Source organism: Caulobacter segnis (assembly GCF_029543125.1).
Classification (GTDB): domain Bacteria; phylum Pseudomonadota; class Alphaproteobacteria; order Caulobacterales; family Caulobacteraceae; genus Caulobacter; species Caulobacter segnis_D.
This window is the reverse complement of record NZ_JARQWW010000003.1, coordinates 23,809-43,417: the sequence shown is the minus strand read 5'-3', so window position 1 is coordinate 43,417 and position 19,609 is coordinate 23,809. Positions and strand designations below refer to the sequence as shown.

18 protein-coding genes and 1 other RNA gene are annotated in these 19,609 nt (G+C 68.4%); 3 read left to right on the top strand and 16 right to left on the bottom strand.

From position 1 onward, the window contains the following. Positions 1-9: 9 nt before the first annotated feature. The 11 genes from mraY to P7B02_RS09265 all read right to left on the bottom strand — a co-directional run bounded on the left by mraY (position 10) and on the right by P7B02_RS09265 (position 10,647). The gene (mraY, locus tag P7B02_RS09315; RefSeq protein WP_277786072.1) at positions 10-1,122 is read right to left on the bottom strand and encodes a phospho-N-acetylmuramoyl-pentapeptide-transferase; all 1,113 of its coding nucleotides are present in this window, start codon (positions 1,120-1,122) and stop codon (positions 10-12) included. Then, positions 1,122-2,522, bottom strand: coding sequence for a UDP-N-acetylmuramoyl-tripeptide--D-alanyl-D-alanine ligase (locus P7B02_RS09310; RefSeq protein ID WP_277786071.1), 1,401 nt, complete (start codon positions 2,520-2,522; stop codon positions 1,122-1,124). Before P7B02_RS09310 ends, mraY begins: the two co-directional genes overlap by 1 nt. Further along, positions 2,515-3,972: a UDP-N-acetylmuramoyl-L-alanyl-D-glutamate--2,6-diaminopimelate ligase gene (locus P7B02_RS09305; RefSeq protein WP_277786070.1), complete on the bottom strand. Its 1,458-nt coding sequence runs from the start codon at positions 3,970-3,972 to the stop codon at positions 2,515-2,517. The genes P7B02_RS09310 and P7B02_RS09305 overlap by 8 nt, the downstream gene beginning before the upstream one ends. Beyond that, positions 3,969-5,729 (bottom strand): peptidoglycan D,D-transpeptidase FtsI family protein, encoded by a 1,761-nt coding sequence (locus tag P7B02_RS09300; protein ID WP_277786069.1) that lies wholly within the window; start codon positions 5,727-5,729, stop codon positions 3,969-3,971. Before P7B02_RS09300 ends, P7B02_RS09305 begins: the two co-directional genes overlap by 4 nt. Beyond that, positions 5,726-6,142 (bottom strand): cell division protein FtsL, encoded by a 417-nt coding sequence (gene ftsL, locus P7B02_RS09295; protein ID WP_277786068.1) that lies wholly within the window; start codon positions 6,140-6,142, stop codon positions 5,726-5,728. The genes P7B02_RS09300 and ftsL overlap by 4 nt, the downstream gene beginning before the upstream one ends. Next, on the bottom strand, positions 6,139-7,083 hold the full coding sequence (gene rsmH / locus P7B02_RS09290; RefSeq protein ID WP_277786067.1) for a 16S rRNA (cytosine(1402)-N(4))-methyltransferase RsmH: 945 nt from the start codon (positions 7,081-7,083) through the stop codon (positions 6,139-6,141). The genes ftsL and rsmH overlap by 4 nt, the downstream gene beginning before the upstream one ends. Continuing rightward, the gene (locus P7B02_RS09285) at positions 7,080-7,547 is read right to left on the bottom strand and encodes a division/cell wall cluster transcriptional repressor MraZ (RefSeq protein WP_277786066.1); all 468 of its coding nucleotides are present in this window, start codon (positions 7,545-7,547) and stop codon (positions 7,080-7,082) included. The genes rsmH and P7B02_RS09285 overlap by 4 nt, the downstream gene beginning before the upstream one ends. A 271-nt stretch (positions 7,548-7,818) precedes the next feature. Beyond that, an RNA gene (gene rnpB, locus P7B02_RS09280) (RNase P RNA component class A) lies at positions 7,819-8,197 on the bottom strand. Between the two features lie 35 nt (positions 8,198-8,232). Then, a complete protein-coding gene (locus P7B02_RS09275) occupies positions 8,233-8,955 on the bottom strand; it encodes a peptidoglycan recognition protein family protein (RefSeq protein ID WP_277786065.1) in 723 nt (240 codons plus the stop codon). Next, a complete protein-coding gene (locus P7B02_RS09270) occupies positions 8,955-9,845 on the bottom strand; it encodes a DMT family transporter (RefSeq protein ID WP_277786064.1) in 891 nt (296 codons plus the stop codon). Before P7B02_RS09270 ends, P7B02_RS09275 begins: the two co-directional genes overlap by 1 nt. Before the next feature lies 1 nt (position 9,846). Then, complete coding sequence (locus P7B02_RS09265) at positions 9,847-10,647, bottom strand: crotonase/enoyl-CoA hydratase family protein (protein WP_277786063.1); 801 nt, start codon at positions 10,645-10,647, stop codon at positions 9,847-9,849. Between the two features lie 93 nt (positions 10,648-10,740). On the opposite strand from P7B02_RS09265, the gene P7B02_RS09260 reads away from it, so the two are divergent. Beyond that, positions 10,741-11,553: a DUF3298 and DUF4163 domain-containing protein gene (locus tag P7B02_RS09260; RefSeq protein WP_277786062.1), complete on the top strand. Its 813-nt coding sequence runs from the start codon at positions 10,741-10,743 to the stop codon at positions 11,551-11,553. Positions 11,554-11,569: 16 nt separating this feature from the next. Here the strand turns inward: P7B02_RS09260 and P7B02_RS09255 are convergent, their stop codons facing one another. Both P7B02_RS09255 and P7B02_RS09250 read right to left on the bottom strand, forming a co-directional pair. Further along, entirely contained in the window at positions 11,570-13,102 is a 1,533-nt protein-coding gene (locus P7B02_RS09255; RefSeq protein WP_277786061.1) for an acyl-CoA carboxylase subunit beta, read from the bottom strand. 63 nt (positions 13,103-13,165) lie between these two features. Further along, a complete protein-coding gene (locus tag P7B02_RS09250) occupies positions 13,166-13,891 on the bottom strand; it encodes an ATP12 family chaperone protein (RefSeq protein ID WP_277786060.1) in 726 nt (241 codons plus the stop codon). Positions 13,892-13,985: 94 nt separating this feature from the next. Between P7B02_RS09250 and P7B02_RS09245 the strand changes: the two genes are divergently transcribed. Together P7B02_RS09245 and P7B02_RS09240 are read left to right on the top strand one after the other, a co-directional pair. After that, on the top strand, positions 13,986-15,365 hold the full coding sequence (locus tag P7B02_RS09245) for a DUF1800 domain-containing protein (RefSeq protein WP_277786059.1): 1,380 nt from the start codon (positions 13,986-13,988) through the stop codon (positions 15,363-15,365). Beyond that, positions 15,362-16,612, top strand: coding sequence for a DUF1501 domain-containing protein (locus P7B02_RS09240; protein ID WP_277786058.1), 1,251 nt, complete (start codon positions 15,362-15,364; stop codon positions 16,610-16,612). Before P7B02_RS09245 ends, P7B02_RS09240 begins: the two co-directional genes overlap by 4 nt. Here the strand turns inward: P7B02_RS09240 and P7B02_RS09235 are convergent. The 3 genes from P7B02_RS09235 to crcB are packed head-to-tail and all read right to left on the bottom strand — an operon-like array spanning position 16,609 to position 19,570. Continuing rightward, entirely contained in the window at positions 16,609-18,207 is a 1,599-nt protein-coding gene (locus P7B02_RS09235) for a putative 2OG-Fe(II) oxygenase (RefSeq protein ID WP_277786057.1), read from the bottom strand. The genes P7B02_RS09240 and P7B02_RS09235 overlap by 4 nt on opposite strands. Further along, complete coding sequence (locus tag P7B02_RS09230) at positions 18,204-19,193, bottom strand: RluA family pseudouridine synthase (protein ID WP_277786056.1); 990 nt, start codon at positions 19,191-19,193, stop codon at positions 18,204-18,206. The genes P7B02_RS09235 and P7B02_RS09230 overlap by 4 nt, the downstream gene beginning before the upstream one ends. Next, complete coding sequence (gene crcB, locus P7B02_RS09225) at positions 19,190-19,570, bottom strand: fluoride efflux transporter CrcB (RefSeq protein ID WP_277786055.1); 381 nt, start codon at positions 19,568-19,570, stop codon at positions 19,190-19,192. The genes P7B02_RS09230 and crcB overlap by 4 nt, the downstream gene beginning before the upstream one ends. Positions 19,571-19,609 lie beyond the last annotated feature (39 nt).

The window sequence follows — 19,609 nt, the reverse complement described above, 5'->3', positions numbered from 1 at the left end:
CAGCCCTCCCTAGCGCAGCTTGAGTGTGGCGAGGCCGACCAGGGCCAGCATCAGCGAGACGATCCAGAAGCGGATCACCACAGTGGATTCAGCCCAGCCCAGCTTCTCGAAGTGGTGGTGGATCGGCGCCATCAAGAAGATGCGTTTGCCGGTCTTCTTGAAGTAGGCGACCTGGATCATCACCGACAGCGCCTCGGCCACGAACAGGCCGCCGACGATGGCGAGCACGATCTCGTGCTTGGAGCTGACCGCCACCGCGCCGAGTGCGCCGCCCAGGGCCAGCGAACCGGTGTCGCCCATGAAGATCTTGGCCGGCGGCGCGTTATACCAGAGGAAGCCCATGCCGGCCCCGATGATGGAGCCGCAGAACACCGCCAGTTCGCCCACGCCGGGCGCGAAGTGAAGCTGCAGGTAGTTGGCGAAGACGTAGTTGCCGACCAGGTACGCGATCAGGCCGAAGGTCGAGGCCGCGATCATCACCGGCACCGTCGCCAAGCCGTCCAGACCGTCGGTGAGGTTCACGGCGTTGGACGCGCCAACCAGAACCACGGCGGCGAAGACCACGTAGAACCAGCCGAGATTGAACACGAACTGCTTGAAGATCGGGAAGACCAAGCTGGTCTCCAGCCCCGGCGTCGTGGGCGATTTGGGCGAGAACACGATCAGCAGGACCGAGGCGATCACCGCCACCAGCACCTGCGCCACCAGCTTCTGACGGCTGGAAAGACCCGCCGTCGTCTGCTTGGTCACCTTGGCGTAGTCGTCCATGAAGCCCAGCAGGCCGTAGGCCCCGGTCACGAACAGCACCACCCACACATGGATGTTGGACAGGTCGGCCCACAGCAGGGTCGCCACGAACACGCCGGCCAGGATCATCAGCCCGCCCATGGTGGGCGTGCCGGCCTTCTCGACCACGTGACGCTGGATGCCCTCGGCGCGGATCGGCTGGCCCTTGCCCTGCTTGGCGCGCATCCAGCGGATGAAGCGCGAGCCCATCAGGATGACCACCAGCTGGGCGGTCATCACGGCCATGACCGTGCGGAACGTCAGGTATTTCAGCAGGTTGAGAAGCGGGATGTGCTCGCGCAGATCGCTGAGGCGCTCATACAGCAGATACAGCATCAGTGGTCCCCACCCGTACCAAGGCCCGAACCGAGCAAAGCCAGGGCGGCCGCGACCGTCCCGGCTTTCGAACCGTTGGACCCCTTCACCATGATCACGTCGCCGCCCCGTACGGCGGACGTGACCAGCGGCGTCAATTCAGCCGCTGTCTCGGCGTACCCCCCACGGCGAGTCGGGGGAAGCGCCTCCCACAGGGATTTCATCAGCGGCCCGGCGCAGAAGACGAGGTCGATCCCGGCCGTCTCGGCCAGTGAGGCCAGCGCCGCATGGTGCTCCGCCGCCTGCGGGCCAAGCTCCAGCATGTCCGTCAGCGCGACGATGCGTCGCCCCGAAACCTTGCGCATGCCCAGGTTCTTCAGCGCGGCGGCCATGGAGATGGGATTGGCGTTGTAGCTCTCGTCCACCAGGGTGAAGCTGCCGTCCTCGACGGCGATGGTCTTCTCCGCCCCGCGCCCCTCGATCGGCGCGAACCGGGCCAGGGCCTCCAGCGCGGTGGCGCGCGGCACGTCCAGCGCCTCCAGCATCAGCAGGACGCACAGGCTGTTCAGGCCCCAGTGATGACCCGCCTGCAGGATGGGGAAACTCACGGCCTCCCCCCGGATCGCGGCATGGACCGTCGCGCCGTCGGCGCGGCTGTCAAAACCGGTCAGGCAGGCGGTGCAATCGGTGTCGGAGCCGAAGCTCCAGACCACCGCCCCGACCTTCTCGGCCTCGGCCTTCAGCAGGTTGAACCACTTGTTGTCGGCGTTGAGCACGGCGATCCCGCCCGGCTCCAGCCCGGCGAAGATCTCGGCCTTGGCGCGGGCGACGCCCTCCTCACCGTCATGGAAGTTCTCGGTATGCACCGGCCCCACCGTTGTGATCGCCACCGCATGCGGCCGCACCATGCGAGACAGGGGCGTGATCTCGTCGGCGTGGTTCATGCCGACCTCGAACACCGCGCGCTCGGTGTCGCGCGGCATGCGGGCCAGGGTCAGCGGAACGCCGATGTGGTTGTTGTAGGACTTCACCGACGCATGGCCGCGTCCGGCCAGGCGCAGGCCCGCCTCCACCGCGCGGGTGACGCTGGTCTTGCCGACGGAGCCGGTCACCGCGCCGCGCTTGGCGGGCGCGCGATCACGCGCCGCTTCTCCCAGCAATTCCAATGCCTTGAGCGTATCTTCCACGACGACGCAGGAGCCCTCGACCGCGCGTGCGGTCAGCGAGCCGGCCGCGCCGGACGCCAGGGCGCCGGGCACGAAGTCATGCGCGTCGCGCACCCCGGCCAGGGCCACGAACAAGTCACCCGGCTCGATGGAGCGGGTGTCGATGGAGATTCCGGACACTTCGAAAGGCGCGCCCTGAAGCACGCCGCCGGTGGCGGCCGCGATCTCCGCGGCGGTCCACAGGAATTCAGCCATCGCTCAGCCCCAGAGCCGATGCGGTCTCGGCCACGTCGTCGAAGGGATGGGTGACGCCGGCGATGATCTGCCCCTGCTCGTGCCCCTTGCCGGCCACGACCAGGACGTCGCCGTCCTCCAGCATGGCGGCGGCGGCGCGGATGGCCTCGCGGCGATCGCCGATCTCACGCGCGCCGGATGCGGCGGCCAGGATTTCAGCACGGATGACGGCCGGCTCTTCCGAGCGCGGGTTGTCGTCGGTGACGATGGCCACGTCGGCCAGTCGAGCCGCGATCTGGCCCATCTGCGGACGCTTGGTGCGGTCACGATCACCGCCGGCGCCGAAAACGGCGATCAGCTTGCCGCGCGTATGCGGACGCAGCGCCTTGAGCACGGTCTCCAGACCATCCGGCGTATGGGCGTAGTCCACATAGGCCTCGCCGCCCTTCGGTCCCGTCCCGACCCGTTGCAGGCGACCCGGCGCGCCCTTCAGGCTTTCCAGGGCCTTCAGCACGGCGGCCGGCTCCTCGCCCGCCGCGATGCACAGGCCCGCGGCCACCAGCACGTTGTCGGCCTGGAAGGCGCCGGCCAGGGGCAGGTTCACCACATGCTCGTCGCCGCCATGGGCGATGACCAGACGCTGGCCTTCCGGCAGCAGCTCACGGCTGATCAGACGCAGGCCCCGCCCCTTCTCGCCCACGGACGACAGGGTCAGGCCCGCGCCGACAGCAGCGGCCGCGAAGGCCGGATAGGCGTCGGAGTCCGCGTTCAGCACCGCCGTAGACCAGCGCGGCAGCAAGGTGTCGAACAGGCGCAGCTTGGCCGCGCGGTAGACGCCCATGGTGCCGTGATAGTCCAGGTGGTCCTGGGTGAAGTTGGTGAAGCCCCCGGCGGCCAGACGCACGCCGTCCAGGCGGCGCTGGTCCACGCCATGCGAGCTGGCCTCCAGCGCCATGTGCGTCACGCCGTCGGCGGCCAGCTTGGCCAGCAGTTCGGAGACATCGGCGGCGTCAGGCGTCGTCAGACCCGGCGGCGTCAGCTGGACGTCCGGCTTGCCCTTCTCGGACACCGTCACGCCCAGAGTGCCCATGCTGGCGGCCTTATGGCCCAGCTCGGCGAAGATCTGGCGGCAGAACACGGCGACCGAGGTCTTGCCGTTGGTGCCCGTCACCGCCACGCAGGTCTTGGGCTGCGCGCCCCAGAAGCTGGCGGCGGCCAGGGCGTAGGCCCGGCGCGGGTCCTGGGCGTGAACCACCGGCACCGGCAGGTCGGTCACGTCCGACGGCGCCAGGATGGCGGCCGCGCCCGCGTTCAGCGCGGCGGGGATGAAGCTGCGGCCGTCGACCTTGGAGCCCGGCAGGGCCACGAACAGCGTGCCGGCCTTTACCTTGCGGCTGTCGGCGGTGACGCCGGTGATGACGGGATCAACGGGCAGGTCCCGTTGGACCAGATCGGACAGGGGCATGGTCATCGGCCGCCTCCAGAAGCGGCGAACGCGCCGTTCGACGCGACAGAATAGGGAACGTCGTACTTGCGTTGAACGCCAAGGAACGGAGCGATGCGGTCGATCACCTTGCCGGCCGCCGGCGCGCCGACCCAGCCGCCAGTGGAGAAGCCGTAGCTTTCCTTGGTGCCGTTCGGCTCGTCCATCAGGATCAGAACGAAGTAACGGTCAGCCTCCACCGGGCCATCGGTCGGGAATACCGCCGCGAAGGACGAGACCTGACGCTTGTGATTGTAGCCGCGAATGGCCGGGTCGTACTTTTCGCCCGTCCCGGTCTTGCCGCCGACCGACAGGCCAGGAGCGTTGGCCTTGCCGCCGCTGCCGATCGGATCGGATACGTTGGCGCGCATGATCTGCAGCATCTCCAGCGAGCTCTGCTCGGAGATCACCCGCTCGCCCTTGGGACGATAATTCACATCCTGCTTGCGGATGGTCAGCGGCACGCGCACGCCGCCGTTCAACAGCGATCCCATGGCCTCGGTCAGGGCCAGCGGGCTGACGTTCATGCCGTGACCGAACGAGGTGGAGGCCACCGCATCGTCATTCCAGACCTTGGGCGTCAGCGGGCGGGCGGACTCGCGCAGTTCGACGCTGGCCGGCTTGGTCAGGCCGAGCTTGGTGAAATACTGCTCCAGCCGGCGCGGGCCGATGGCGACGCCCAGCTTGGCGGTGCCGATGTTGGACGAGTGTTGGAACACCTCCACCAGAGTCAGAACCTTCCGCGCGGCGTGGTAGTCGTGGATCGTCCGGTAGCCCAGCTTGTAAGGCTGGGTCGCGTCAAAGGTGGAGCTCGGCGTGGCGACGCCGGTGTCCAGGCCGATGGCGACCGTGAAGGCCTTGAAGGTCGAGCCCATTTCATAGACCGACGCGGCGGCGCGGTTCAGGCGCGCGCTGTCATCTGCTCCGCCCGGCTTGTTCGGGTCGAAGGTCGGCCAGCTCGACAGGCCCAGGATTTCGCCCGTGTGGACGTTGGTGACGATGCCCACCGCACCCTTGGGCGTGAAGTGCATTGCCGCCTTGTTCAATTCGTCGTCCAGAGCCGCCTGGATGCGCAGGTCGATGGACAGCGGCAGGCTGCCGCCGCCGCGCGCCGCGATCTGGCGAAGCTCGGCGTCCAGGGCCCGCTCGGCGCCGGCCAGGCCCGCGCCGCCCTTGTCGGAGAAGCCGATGATGTGCGCCGCCGTGCCGCCCAGCGGATAGACGCGGCGCCCCTCCTCCTCGAAGCTGATCCCCGGCAGGCCCAAGGCATGGACCGCGTTGCGCTCTTCCGGCGTCAGGCCGCCATGGACGAAGATCCGGCGGCGGCCTTCGAGCGCCTTGTTCAGACGCTTCACGTCCAGCCCCGGGATCGCACGGCGCAGGGCGCTGCGCGTCTCGCGCGCGTCCCAGACATCCGACGGGTCGATATAGAGGCCGTAATGGGTCAGGTCGGCGGCCAACAGCTCACCATTGCGGTCGGTCAGGTCGGCCCGGGCGGCGCCGATCAGCGGCGCGTAATCGCCTCCGCGCCCGGCGTCAGAGAACACCGCCGAACGGGCGGCGCCGATGGCCAGGCCCAGGAACACCGTCCCGAAGATCGCCAGGATGAAGAAGATGCGCAGACGCGTGTCGTCCTGCGCCCGGCCGGCGGCCTTGGACCGCTCGAAAGCGTGCTCAAGGCTCCAGACGCGCTCGATGATCCAGCGCCATGCGGGCAAGCGAGGCGAAAGGTCCGCCAGGCTCATTGCAGGTTCTCCCCAGGCGTCGCCGGAACAGGTTCGTCCGAGGCCGCCGCAGCATCAGTCTCCGGCGCTGCCGGCGCCGGGGCGGGACGCGGCGGCGACAGGCGCGCTGCGATCTCGGCCAGTCTATCGGATTCGATCTCTTGGGCCGCCTTGATCGGCTCAAGACCGAGATAGTTTGTCGCCAACCGCTCCAGGCGGCGCGGCTGCTCCAGATAGGCCACTTCCGCCTTTAGCAGGCGGGTGCGGACGCGCTCGGCCGAGATCTCCCGATCCAGCCGCGCGATCTCCGTGCGCTCGCCGCCCGCCACCGTCTTGGCCAGGTACACGCCGAGCACCAGCAGGAGCAGCAGGGTCAGGGCGAAGATCTCGATGACGCGGAAGCCGCGATAGCGTCGGGCGAAGATCGAGCTCATGCCGCGCCCTCCCCGCCCCAGGCCGGCGCCGTGGTCCGCAGGCCGGCGCGCAGCTTGGCCGAACGGGCCCGCGGATTGACCGCCAGCTCCGCCTCGCCTGGCCCCGTCGCCTTGCCGATCAGCTCGAAGGTCGGGGCAGGCCCACGCTCCGTCGGGGGCGCGTGACGCGAGCCGCCCGGCGTCTTGCCGGCGCGCTCAATGAAGAAGCTTTTGACGATGCGGTCTTCCAGCGAGTGGAAGGTCACCACCGCCAAGCGGCCGCCGGGCTTCAGGATACGCTCGGCGGCGTCCAGCGCCCGCTCCAGCTCCGTCAGCTCCTCGTTCACGGCGATGCGCAGGGCCTGGAAGGTCTTGGTGGCCGGATGAACCTTGGCGCCGCGACGCCCGCCCAGGGCGCGCTCCACCACCTCGGCCAGGTCCAGGGTGCGGTTGAACGGCTGCTCCTCGCGGCGGCGGATGATGAAGGACGCCACCCGGCGGCTCTCGCGCTCCTCGCCATAGACGTAGAAGATGCGCGCCAGCTCTTCCTTCTCGAGCTCATTGACCAGATCGGCGGCGGTCGGGCCGTCGGCGGCCATGCGCATGTCCAGCGGACCATCGCGCATGAACGAGAAGCCGCGCTCGGCCTCGTCGAGCTGCATGGACGACACACCGATGTCGAGCACCACGCCATCGACCGAAGCCGCACCGAAATGCTCCTCCATCTGCGAGAAGCGATCCTGGATCAGTCGAAAGCGGCCATTCTCCGCCGCCAGCGGTTCGGCGAAGCGCAGGACGGTGGGATCACGATCGAAGCCGACCACGTTCGCGCCGGTCGCCAGGATGGCGCGGCTGTAGCCGCCCGCCCCGAAGGTGCCGTCGATGATCGTTTCGCCCGGCTTGGCGCTCAAGGCGGCGAGCACCTCGTCGAGCAGGACGGAGATGTGCGGAGCTTCGCTCATGCCGCGCCCCCGAGGCGCGCCGTGCGCTGTTGCGCGCGCAGAGCGGCCAGACCCTCGCGGGCGGCCACGCGCTGCTCGGCACGATGGGCGGCGAAGGCGTCGCGCGACCAGATCTGGAAACGATCACCCAGACCGACGATCGAGACCCAATCGGTCAGACCGAACATCTCGCACAGGCCGTCCGGCAGGGTGATGCGGCCGGCGGTGTCGAAAGACAGGCGGGCCATGCCGCCCAGCACGCTGGTCTCCAGCGCGGTGCGGACCGGATCGCCGAACGGCATCTCCTCGATCACACCGTTGTAACGGTCGAACAGCGCCTTGCCGCCCGCCTCCAGGCAGTCCGCCTCGATCGAAGGGAAGCAGAAGACGCCGTCGAAAGGGCCCGACATAGCCGCGCGGAACTCCTGCGGCACCACGATGCGCCGCTTCGCGTCCAGTTGCTTGTCGAACGTGGAGAGAAACACCCTCGCTTAGCCCTACCCAGATCCGCCCACACAGACCCGCCGTCAACCTTAACGACCGGTCCATTTGGGTTAACATGGGATGGATTGGGATACAATGACACCGAATGCCGATTCTCTACGAAAACAACGTCACTTCAGGCGATTATGGTTAACGCAAGTAAATCGTCCACAGAACATACATGGAACTGGATAGTAGAATGGTGAATCCGGCGCCGCCGTTATGCGAGCTGGAGTCATTGCATCCCAATCGGGACCGGTGATGAGGAGAAGCAGGATCAGACGGCCTATAAGCCGGGTTCTGTGCCGCCCCTTGCGGGACGCGACGATCATTCCTCTGGACCGCCCATCGCTGGACGGTTCTCGCGACCTACCCGAACGTCTCGGGCCGGCGACGGCCCTACCCCCGAAGAGGCGCGACGTTCCTATTTGGTCTTGCTCCAGGCGGGGCTTGCCATGCCGTCCGCATTACTGCGTCCGCGGTGGGCTCTTACCCCACCCTTTCACCCTTACCGACGGCCGAAGCCGCAGGCGGTTTGCTTTCTGTGGCGCTATCCCTAGGCTCGCGCCCGGCGGGCGTTACCCGCCGCCTTGTCACCGTGGAGCCCGGACTTTCCTCGACGCCGAAGCGCCGCGACCGCCCGGCCGTCTGATCCTGCGGCTTCTGTGAGGGTTCAGGCCCGGCGGGTCAAGACGCGCGCAGCAGATGCACCAGCCGAGCCCGGGTCTCGCCGTCGGCGATGCCGTCGAACCGGTTCTGCAGCCAATGGCGCTGGAACGTCGCTACGATCAGCTTGGTGTGGGCGTCGTACTTGCCCGAAGGCGCGCAGTCGTAACCCAGGCGGGTGAGCCCGGCCTGCAGGGCGAACACCCCGGCCCCTTCATCCCCTTCGCCCAGCGGCGCGCCCGGGGCGGCCGGCGGTTCGACCCACAGGCCATGGCCGGCCTCGGCCAAGGCCTTCCAAGGGAACAGCTCACCCGGATCGACCTTGCGGTCCGGCGCGATGTCGGAATGGCCGATGATCCGGTCGTTGGGCACGTCCCAGCGCGTGCGGATGTCGGTAGTCAGGGCGATCACCGCGTCGATCTGCGCCTGGGGAAACGCACGATAGCCGAACTCATGGCCAGGATTGACGATCTCGATGCCGATGGAAACGTGGTTCAGCCCCGTCTCGCCTTTCCAGAACGAGCGCCCGGCGTGCCAGGCGCGGCGCTCCTCGGGCACCAGGCGAAAAATGCGGCCGTCCTCCTCCACCATGTAGTGCGAGGACACCTTCTTCTCCGGCGTGCGCAACTGCTCCAGCGCCGCCTCGCCCGTCTTCATGCCGGTGTAGTGCATGACGATCATGTTGGGCGGAGCCTGGCGCGCGTCGAAGTTGGGCGACGGGGCCTCGATGAATTCCAGCGACATCAGACTCGGTTCCGGACAAGCAGCAGCAGCGGCATGACGTGGTTGCGCCTCAGGGCCACGATCAGCACGCCGATCAGGGCCAGGGCCGCCCCGATCCCCATGCGCAGGTCGAAGTGGTCATGGGTGATGAGCACGCCAAGCCCGATGGTGGCAAGCGGCGTCATCAGGGTGAGCGGCGATATCAGGTTCGCCTCGTATCGTCCGATCAGGAAGTAATAGACCGTGTGGGCCACAACCGAGACCACCAGGGCGCTGAACACCACCGCCGCCCAGAACGGCCAGCCGACGGTCATCGCCGCCTCCCATTGACCAGTTTCGAACGCCGCCGTGGCCGCCGCCAGGGGCAGGAAGGACGAAGCTCCGACCCAGGCCTGGAACCGCAGGGGCTTCACCCCCTCCATCTGCTTCATCATCACCGCCCCGAACGATCCGGCCAGGGCGGAGGCCGCCACGAACATGAGACCCGGCGACAGCTCCAGCCCGTGCGGGCTCCACATGACAGCGATCGCGCCGATGAAGGTCAGGGTGATGCCCAGCCCCCGACGCCAGCGGATCTTCTCACCCAGCATCACCACCGACAGCAGGGTCGTCAGCGGCACGCCGATCTGCACCACCACCGCCGCGGCCGACGGCGAGGCGGTCTTGAAGCCGAGGAACAGCAGGGCGAACCCGCCCGCCCCCATCAGCAGGCCGATGGTCACGATCCGCCACACCGGCTTCGGCGCCGGCAGCAGCCACGGCAAGGTCGCCGCCGCCACGATGGCGAAGCGCACGGCCGCATAGAACATCGGCGGCACGCCCCAGTGCGCGACCACGATCTTGCTGACGATGTTGTTGGCCGCCCAGACGAGGCAGACCATCAGCAGCAGGCCGAAGTCGCGCAGGGACATCTCAAGCGCCCCTGAAATTCGGCGCGCGCTTCTCCAGCAGAGCGTCGACGCCTTCGATGTGGTCCTCGGTCAGGTGCGACAGGGCCTGGGCCGCGGCGCTCATCTCCATGATGGTGTCGTAGGACGCCGTCTGCCCCTGCTTCAGGAGGCTCTTGGCCAAGCGCAAGGCGTGTGGCGGCTGCTGCGCAATCTTCTCGGCCAAGGCCATCGCCTCACCCATCAGCGTGGCGTGCGGCACGACCTTGCTGACCAGGCCCCACTCCCCCGCCGTCCTGGCGTCGATGATGTCGCCGGTGAACAGCAGCTCGGCCGCCCGGCTCATCCCCACCGTGCGCGGCAGCAGCCAGGCCCCGCCGTCGCCGGGGATGATGCCCAGCTTCAGGAAGGTCACTCCGAACCGCGCCTGATCGGAGGCGATGCGGATGTCGGTCATGCAGGCCACGTCGCAGCCCAGGCCCACGGCCGCACCGTTCACCGCCGCGATGGCGGGAACCTCCAGCCCGTAGATCGAGCGGACGATGCGGTGGATGTTGGTGCGGTAATTGTCGCGGATGGAGATGCCGCCGCCGGCGAACGCCCCCTCCTTCGCCTTCATGGCCTTCACGTCGCCGCCGGCGGAAAAGGCCCGTCCCGCCCCGGTCAGCACAACACAGCGAACGGACGGATCGCGATTCACCGCCTCGCAGGCCGCCGCCACCTGATCCCCGTCGCCTGGCGCGCCCAGGGCGTTCAGGCTGTCGGGACGGTTGAACGTAAGGATCGCGACGTGGCCGCGCTTTTCGGTGGTGATCAGCTGGTCCATGGTCACGTTTCCTCTCGTTATGCGTTCTGCATAGGCGATGGGGGCGTCAGGTGAAAGCCGATCACTGACGCCGAAACAGATGGAGGCGTCGCCATGCGCGTTTCGAAGTCCCTGGCCCTGGTGGCCGCTCCCCTCATGCTTCTGGCCTGCTCGCCCAAGGAGGACGGCGGCTCTCCCGCCCCCGCCGGGCCGGTGAAGAGCGAAGTCGCCGCGCCCAAGACCCCGCTGGAGTTCGACCAGGCGAGCCCGGCGGCCAAGGTGCGGCTGAAGCTGGCGGACGAGATCGCCCGCTTTCCGGTCCTGCATTCGCGTCTCTATGACGATGAAACCACCGGCCTGAAGAAGTTCGCCGAGGAAGCGGCCAAGCAGAACCCGCCGCGCCCGTACGAAAGCCAGTCCCAGTGGACCCTGGCGGCAACCGCCGCGCCGCTGGTGTCCCTGCGCCGGGAGTTCTTTGAGTACACGGGCGGCGCTCATCCCAACCACGGCTCCGGCGCCTGGCTCTGGAACACCGCCACCGACAAGGAGGTCCAGCCCGCCGAGGTCTTCAAGGCCGGCGCCGACATGACGCCCGTCCAGAACGCGGTGTGCGAGGCGGTGAAATCGGCGAAGACCCGCCGCGAGGGCTCCGTCCCGCTCAGCGACATGTGGAAATGCCCGACCTGGGACGAGATCACCTGGGTGCTCACGCCGTCGAAGACGCCGGACAAGGCCGCCGGCCTGACGGTCCTGATCGGCCCCTATGTGGTCGGACCGTACTCAGAGGGCGACTACGAGGTCGTCGTACCCCTGTCCGTCTTCCAACCCCTGCTCGCCCCCGCCTACGCCAGCGCCTTCGCCGGCGAACCGGCGCGCCTGGGCAATGCGGACGGCACCCCGACGGTTCGGATACAGGCGGAGCAATAGCTCCGACCGCGACGCGCTACAGCGGAATATTGTCGTGCTTCTTCCAGGGGTTCGACAGCTCCTTGCCGCGCAGGTGCTTCAGCGCGCGGGTGATGCGCTTGCGGGTGCTGTGCGGCATGATCACGTCGTCGATGTAGCCGCGGCTGGCGGCGACGAACGGGTTGGCGAAGCGGTCCTTGTACTCAGCCTCGCGGGCGGCCAAGGCTTCGGGGTCCTTGGCCTCGGCGCGGAAGATGATCTCCACCGCCCCCTTGGCGCCCATGACCGCGATCTCGGCGGTGGGCCAGGCGTAGTTCACGTCGCCGCGCAGGTGCTTTGAGCTCATCACGTCATAGGCGCCGCCATAGGCCTTGCGCGTGATGACGGTGATCTTGGGCACTGTGGCCTCGGCATAGGCGAACAGCAGCTTGGCGCCGTGCTTGATCAGGCCGCCATACTCCTGCTTGGTCCCCGGCATGAAGCCCGGCACGTCCACAAGGGTGATGATCGGGATCTCGAAGGCGTCGCAGAAGCGCACGAAGCGCGCGGCCTTGCGCGAGCTGTCGATGTCCAGCACCCCGGCCAGGACCTGCGGTTGGTTGGCGACGATGCCCACCGTCTCGCCGTCCATGCGGGCAAAGCCGCAGATGATGTTCTTGGCCCACTCGCTGCTGATCTCGAAGAAGTCGGCCTCATCGACCATCTTCAGGATCAGCTCCTTCATGTCGTAGGGCTTGTTCGGATTGGCCGGAACCAGGGTGTCCAGGCTGTCCTCAACGCGCTCGGCCTCATCGAAGCTCTCGCGCAGCGGCGCCTTCTCGCGGTTGGACGACGGCAGGAAGTCCACCAGGCGCCGCACCTGGGTCAGGGCCTCAAGGTCGTTCTCGAACGCCCCCTCGGCCACGCCCGACTTGGCGGCATGCACCCGCGCCCCGCCCAGCTCCTCGGCCGAGACCACCTCGTTGGTGACGGTCTTCACCACGTCCGGACCGGTCACGAACATGTAGCTCGTGTCCTTGACCATGAAGATGAAGTCGGTGATCGCCGGCGAATAGACGTCGCCGCCGGCGCACGGGCCCATGATCACGCTGATCTGGGGGATGACGCCGCTGGCCAGGGTGTTTTCAAGGAAGATGTCGGCATAGCCAGCCAGACTGTCGACGCCTTCCTGAATGCGGGCGCCGCCGGCGTCGAACAGGCCGATGATGGGCGCCCCCATCTTCATGGCCTGGCGCTGGACCTTGACGATCTTCTGGGCGTGTGCGCCGCTGAGCGAGCCGCCGAACACCGTGAAATCCTTGGAGAACACGAAGACCGTGCGGCCGTTGATCGTGCCCCAGCCGGTGACGACGCCGTCGCCGGGAATCTTCTGCTCGGCCATGCCGAACTCGGTGGCCCGGTGCTCGACGAACATGTCGAACTCCTCGAACGAGCCTTCGTCGAGCAGCAGGTCGATCCGTTCCCGCGCGGTCAGCTTGCCCTTGGCGTGCTGGGCCGCGACGCGTTTCTCACCACCGCCGGCGCGGGCCTTCTCACGGCGCCGCTCGAGCTCTTCAAGGATGTCCTGCACGCTGTCCCTCGTATTCTTGGCTTTGGGACGAGGGGTAAAGGCCGGCGCAGGCCGTGACAAGATTTACCCAGCGAGAGCCTTGAACCATTGATCGATCATCGCGGCCTCCTTGCGCTGACGGGCGGCCCGCTCGGCGGCCTCCTCATCAACGCCCCACTGGCGCTCCTGGAACGCCTCGTCGAGGCGCGACAGATCATAGGCCTGCTCGCCCGACAGACGGCATCGCGAAACCGCGAAAGCCAGGACGGCGGAGCCGAACAGCGGCGCGGCGAAGCCCAGGCCCGCCAGGCTGAAGTCGTCCAGCGCGCGCGCCAGCTCGGCGGCGCGTTCGATGCTCTCCGCCGGCTGGTCCTGATGGATGATCCCGGCCACGCGCACCAGGCGCAGGCCGAGCTCGGTCTCGGCCCAGTCCAGCAGCGCGCCCCATTCGCGCTCCTGCTCCTCGACCAGGGCGACGGGACCTTCGGCGAAGTAAGACAGCAGATCGGTGGCCGCGAACCGCGCGACTTCCTTCGCCGCATCCTCGTGAACGGCCGCCAGCCGGTCGATGACCGTATAGGCCAGCCGCGTCATCGGCATGGATTCCGGGTCGATATGCTCGCCCTGCGCGGCCCATTCCCCCGCCACGGCAGCCGCCAGAGCGTGCGTCGGCACGATCAGCGGCTTGCCCGCGGGGCTCTTTGGCGTGCGCCCGTCGAGATGAACGGCGAAGCCTTCCGCAATCTGCGCGGCCTCAGCCTGCTTGTAGAAGCGGCGAACCCGCTCCTGGGTGTCGTTGTTACGAGCCAATGACGCTTCCGCAAAAAAGCCGACTTGCGGCGAAACATTCCAGTTGCGGCCAAGTGGTACGAAGATGGCCAGGATGCAAGGAGGACCTTCGAAAGTGGCGCTTCCCGGCAAGGACATGCAGGCGGCCATCGCCGCCACCCGCTTCGGCCTCGGCGCTCGGCCGGGCGAGATTGACGCGGCCAAAAGCGACCCGCGCGGCTGGCTTAAAGCGCAGATCACCCGCGACGGCGCCGACCTGCCGCAGAACGACGGCCGCAACTCCGCCCAGCGCCTCGCCGACTACCGCGAGGATCAACAGGCGATCCAGGCCGCCCGTAAGAGCGGCGATCCGGAGGCCCTGAAAGCAGCCCAGCGCGACCGCCGTCAGGACGTGAACCAGGATTTCCTCGCCCGCGCGCAGCTTGGGACAAACACCAGCGCCAGCTTTCGGGAGCGTTGGGCCCTGTTCTGGGCCAACCATTTCACAGTCTCCGGCACGAAGCAGATCACCGCCTCGATCGCCGGAGCCTTCGAGCAGGAGGCGATCCGCCCAAACGCCTTCGGGCCGTTCGAAGACATCCTGGTCGCCTCCAGCAGCCACCCGGCCATGCTGACCTATCTGGATCAGGCGCAGTCCGTCGGCCCGGAAAGCATGGTCGCCGCCCGCGCCCAACGAAAGGGCCGCCGTCAGGGCTTGAACGAGAACCTGGCGCGCGAAATCCTCGAACTGCATACCGTCGGGGTGAACGGCGGCTACACCCAGTCCGACGTCACCGAGTTCGCCCGCGCCATGACGGGCTGGAGCGTCGCTCGCAATCCGCAGGAGACGGCTGAAGGGGCCTTCCTGTTCCGCACGGCGACCCACGAACCCGGCGAGCGCACCGTAATGGGCCGACGCTACGGACAGGACGGTGTGGACCAGGCCCGCGCCGTCATGGCGGACCTCGCCCGACGCCCCGCCACCGCCCGACATTGCGCCCGCAAGATCGCCGCCCACTTCGTCGCAGATACCCCACCGCCCGCCCTGGTCGCCCGCTTGGAAAAGGCGTGGCTGTCCAGCGACGGCCGTCTCGATGTGGTGGCGCAGGCCCTCATTGATGCGCCCGAGGCCTGGGATCCCACGCCGACCAAGTTCAAGACGCCGTATGAATTCCTGATCTCGACCTGGCGCGCCATCGGGACCCAGCCCCAGGCGCTGAACCAGATCGGCCCGACCTTGAACAGCCTGGGTCAGCCCGCCTTCCGCCCGCCGTCGCCGGAAGGCTGGTCGGACGAGACCTCCGCCTGGGCCGCGCCCGACGCCCTGATCAAGCGCATGACCTTCGCCCAGGGCTTCGCCGCCCGCGTGGGCGACCGCCTCGATCCCAACACCATCGCCGTCGGCGCCCTTGGCGCACGGCTGAGCGAGCCCGTCGCCAAGGCCGTGGCCCGCGCCGAGAGCCGGCCCGAAGCCTTGGCCGTCCTGTTGATGAGTCCGGAGTTCCAACGCCGATGACCGATCACCACACCCATGGCTTCAGCCGCCGCCAGGCCCTGTTCGGGGCGCTCGGCCTCGGCGCCTCCGTCACCTTCATGGGCCGCGCCGCCCGGGCCGAGCCGAACGGCAAGAAGCTGATCGTCCTCGTCTGCCGCGGCGGTCTGGACGGTCTGTCCCTGACCCCGCCGGTGGGTGACGCCGACTATGCCGGCCTGCGCGGCGGCGTGGCCTATACGCCGGAACAAGCGCTGAAGCTCGACGGGACCTTCGGCCTTCACCCGGCCATGAGCCGCGCCCATGCCCTGGCCCAGAAGGGCCAGCTTCGCATCGCCCCGGCCGTGGCTACGCCCGACCGCGCCCGCTCCCACTTCGAGGCTCAGGACGTCCTCGAAACCGGATCGGAGGCCAAGTACACCGCCACTTCCGGCTGGTTGAACCGCACCCTGCAAGCCCTATCGCCGGAGCGGAAGGTCGAGGCGTTGTCGGTGGGCGCGGTCGCGCCCCTGATCCTGCGGGGCCAGGTCCAAGCCGCCTCCTGGTCGCCGGGCCGCAACGCCGACTCCACCGCCCGCCTGCCGACCATTCTCCAGGATCTCTACAAGAACGACCCGTTGCTCGGACCGGTCTTCGCCCGCGGTCTCCAGACCGAGGCCATGGCCCAGATCGCCATGACCGGCCTGCCCGCGCCCGCAACCGCTCAGCCGATGGAAGGCATGGCCAAGCCCGATCCTGCGGCCATGCAGGCGGCGCAACGTCAGGGCATGGCGGCCGCCGAAAAGCTCGGCGTCACCGTCGCCAACTTCATGACCCAGGCTGGCGGCCCGCAGATCGTCGCCATCTCTCTGGACGGCTTCGACACCCACTCCGGCCAGGTCGGCCAGCTTCAGCAGCGGCTCAACTACATGGACGCCCTGATCGGCGGCCTGACCACCGGCCTCGGCCCTGCCTGGAAAGACACGGTCATCGTGGCGGCGACGGAGTTCGGGCGCACCGCCCGCGTCAACGGCACCGGCGGCACGGATCACGGCACGGCCTCCAGCGCCCTGGTCCTGGGCGGCGGGCTTAAGAAGGGTGGGATCATCGGCGACTGGCCGACCCTGCAGCAGACCGCCCTGTTCGAGAACCGGGACACCCGCCCCACCCTCGACATGCGCGGCCTGTTCAAGGGCGTGCTGCGCGACCATCTGGGCGTCGAGCAACGCGCGCTGGACACCACCGTCTTCCCTGACAGCGCCTCGGCGCGGCCAGTGACCGGAATCGTCTAGGCGGGCACGACGTCGAAGGCGATGGTCAGGCGGTCGTCGACTCCGCTGAACGGCACGGTCCCATGCCACATGTAGGACGGGAACAGCGCCAGCAGTCCCGGCTGCGGCTGCACATAGTGCTCCGGCTCCAAGGTCGGAACGGTGGGCACGCCCGGCTCGCCGAACTTGATCCAGCCCTCCTTGCCCCCGGCCCCTACGGCCTTCGGCAGAGCGAGGTAGCAAGCTGACGACAGCCACCCCTGCGGATGGGTGTGGTCCACGTGGAAGCCGTTCGGCCGCAGCTTCACCGACCACAGGCCGGAAAAGCGCCAGTCGCCGGTGTTGCGGGAGCGCAGGATGTCGCTCCCCTCGCCCACCGCCGCCATATAGCCCCGGATCGGCCCGTCCACCGCCTGGCGGAAGGCCTTGATGGCGGGATGATTGGACCGCTGCAGGCTCTGGCTCGTCTGGCTGCCGTGGCGCAGCGACTGGCCGATGGGGTGGGTCTTCATGGCGTGCAGGGCCCGCAAGGCCGCGCCGAGCTCCGCCACATAGCTTTCACGATCATCCCAGCCGTCCGGCACGTCGATCAAGGCCGGACGGACAAAGGCCGCGTAGTCGTACAACGCCGGATAGCGCGCATCGCCCAGGATGCGCCAAGCGGTGGCCAGCAGGGCCCAGGCTCCCTGGTCGAAGCGGTTCGCCTCTACGATAGCCAAGGCGACCTGCTCCGCCGCATCCGCGCGGCCGACCGAAAGATAGGCCTCGGCCAAGGTCGATGCGGCTGGCATCCCCGCCAGGGCGATCGCCCGCTCGGCATAGGCCACGCCGGCAGCCGGGTCGCAGATGGCCGCGGCCTGCGCGGCACCGACCAGCACCTCGGCCGAGGCGTCGGCGCGATCCGCCGTATCCCGCAGCATCGCCAGGGCGCCCGCCACGTCGCCGGCGTTTTCGAAAACCTTGGCCCGGGCCGACAGCAGCGAGAAGTCACCCGGCGCTGCCTTCAACGCCTGATCAATCGGCGCGGTGGCGGCGGCCATGTCCTCGGTTCGCATCCAGATCAGTTGCGCCCATTCCCGCAGGGCGACGCCATAGTTCGGCCGGCGACGCGCCACCTCGGCGAAAGCGGCCTCGGCCTCGTCGAAACGGTCCTGCCCCTGCAGGGCGCGGGCCAGGACCAGCCAGGTCTCAGGCGCGTCCCCGCCCTTGGCGAGGGCGCGGCGAATGGCGGCTTCAGCGTCGGCGAAATGTTGCTCGTCCCCCAGGGCGGCGCCGAGATTATGCTCCGCCACCGCGCTTTTCGGGTTCACCTTCGCGGCCCGCTCCAGGAACGGCAGGGCTTCCTCACGGCGGCCCAAGGCCTTCAGAACCTGAGCGTGGATGTCGATAAGCCCCGCCGTCGCATTGCTGCGTCCAGCCAGCGGCTCGGTCGCCGACAGGGCGGCGGCGGCCAAGCCGTTCGTCAGCGCATGGCGCGCCACCTCGACCGTGGCCTGCATCCGCTGGTCCAGCGGGGCCGCATTGGGCGCCAGGCCAGCGAGCGCCGCGCAGGCGTCGGCGATCCGCCCCGCCTGCATCATGGCCGCGACTGGCTGAAGAGCGGGGTGCAGGTTCACCGGCGCTTGTTGCTCCGGCGGGCGAACGGATCCTGTTCGGCCTCGTCCTCGGAGAAGCCGAACCGGTGGAATCCGGCTTTCATCTCCGGGCTCAGCGGCGCCTCCACGTGCAGCATCCCCGCGCTGGGGTGCGGCAGCAGGATCGAACGCGCGTGAAGCTGCAGCTTCAGCCCTTCCGACAGCGGCTCGGACTTCTCGTCGCCGTACTTGGGATCGCCCAGGATCGGATGGCCGATGGCCTTCATGTGGGCGCGCAGCTGGTGCGTGCGGCCGGTGTGCGGGCGCAGGGCCATCCAGGTCACGCGCGGGCCGGCGCGACTGATGGAGACGAACTCCGTCTCGGCCGGTTCCGCGTCATGGTCCTTGGGATCGACGGGGATGACGATCTCGCGGTCATTGATGCCGCGCTTGGCCAGCGGCACGTCGATGACGCCCTCCACCGGGTGCGGATTGCCGACGACGATGGCCCAATAGGTCTTCTGCGCCTTGCGCTTGGCGAAGGCGCCCGACAGCCGCGCCGCCGCGCTCGGCGTCTTGCCCAGCAGCAGCACGCCGGAAGTGTCGCGGTCCAGACGGTGGACCAGACGCGGGCGCTCCAGTCCTTCGCCCCAGGCGCTCAGCAGCTTGTCGATGTGCTTGGTGGTCTTGGTCCCGCCCTGCACCGCCAGGCCCGACGGCTTGTTCAGGGCCAGAACCTCCTCGTCTTCATACAGAACGAGCGACTTGGCGTAGGCGATGTCGCGCTGGCTCAGCTTGCCCTTCTCGGCCGGATCCGGCGCGTCGGGCAGCGGCGGGACGCGGATTTGCGATCCGGCGGTCAGACGCGTGTCGCCCTTGGCGCGCGAACCATCGACCCGCACCTGGCCGGAGCGGAACAGCTTGTTGAGCTGGATGTGGTTCAGGTGGGGCCAGCGGCGCTTGAACCAGCGGTCCAGGCGGACGCCGTCCTCGCCGGAATCCACGTAGAGAGTCCGGACTTCCTTCACGCCAGCACCTTTCGCGTCATGAACATGCCTGCGAACACCGCGGCGATGGAGAGCGTCGCCGAAGCGACCACATAGAGAGCGGCCAGCCCATAGTCTTTGCGCTCGATCATGAGCGCGCTTTCCAGGGAGAAGGCCGAGAAGGTCGTGAAACCACCCAGGACGCCGACGCCCAGCAGGGCGCGCCAGCGCTCCTGTTCGGCCACGCCCTTATGGGCGAGCACGGCGACCAGAACGCCCATGGCGAGACCGCCGATCAGGTTGACGGCGAAGGTGCCGTAGGGCCATCCGGTCCCCATCAGACGCCCCGCCTGCTGGCCGACGAAGTAGCGCGCCGCCGATCCCAGGGCGCCGCCGACCATGACGAAAATGTAGTTCATGGGCCCCTTATGCGACGGGGCGCGCCCATAGGCAAAGGG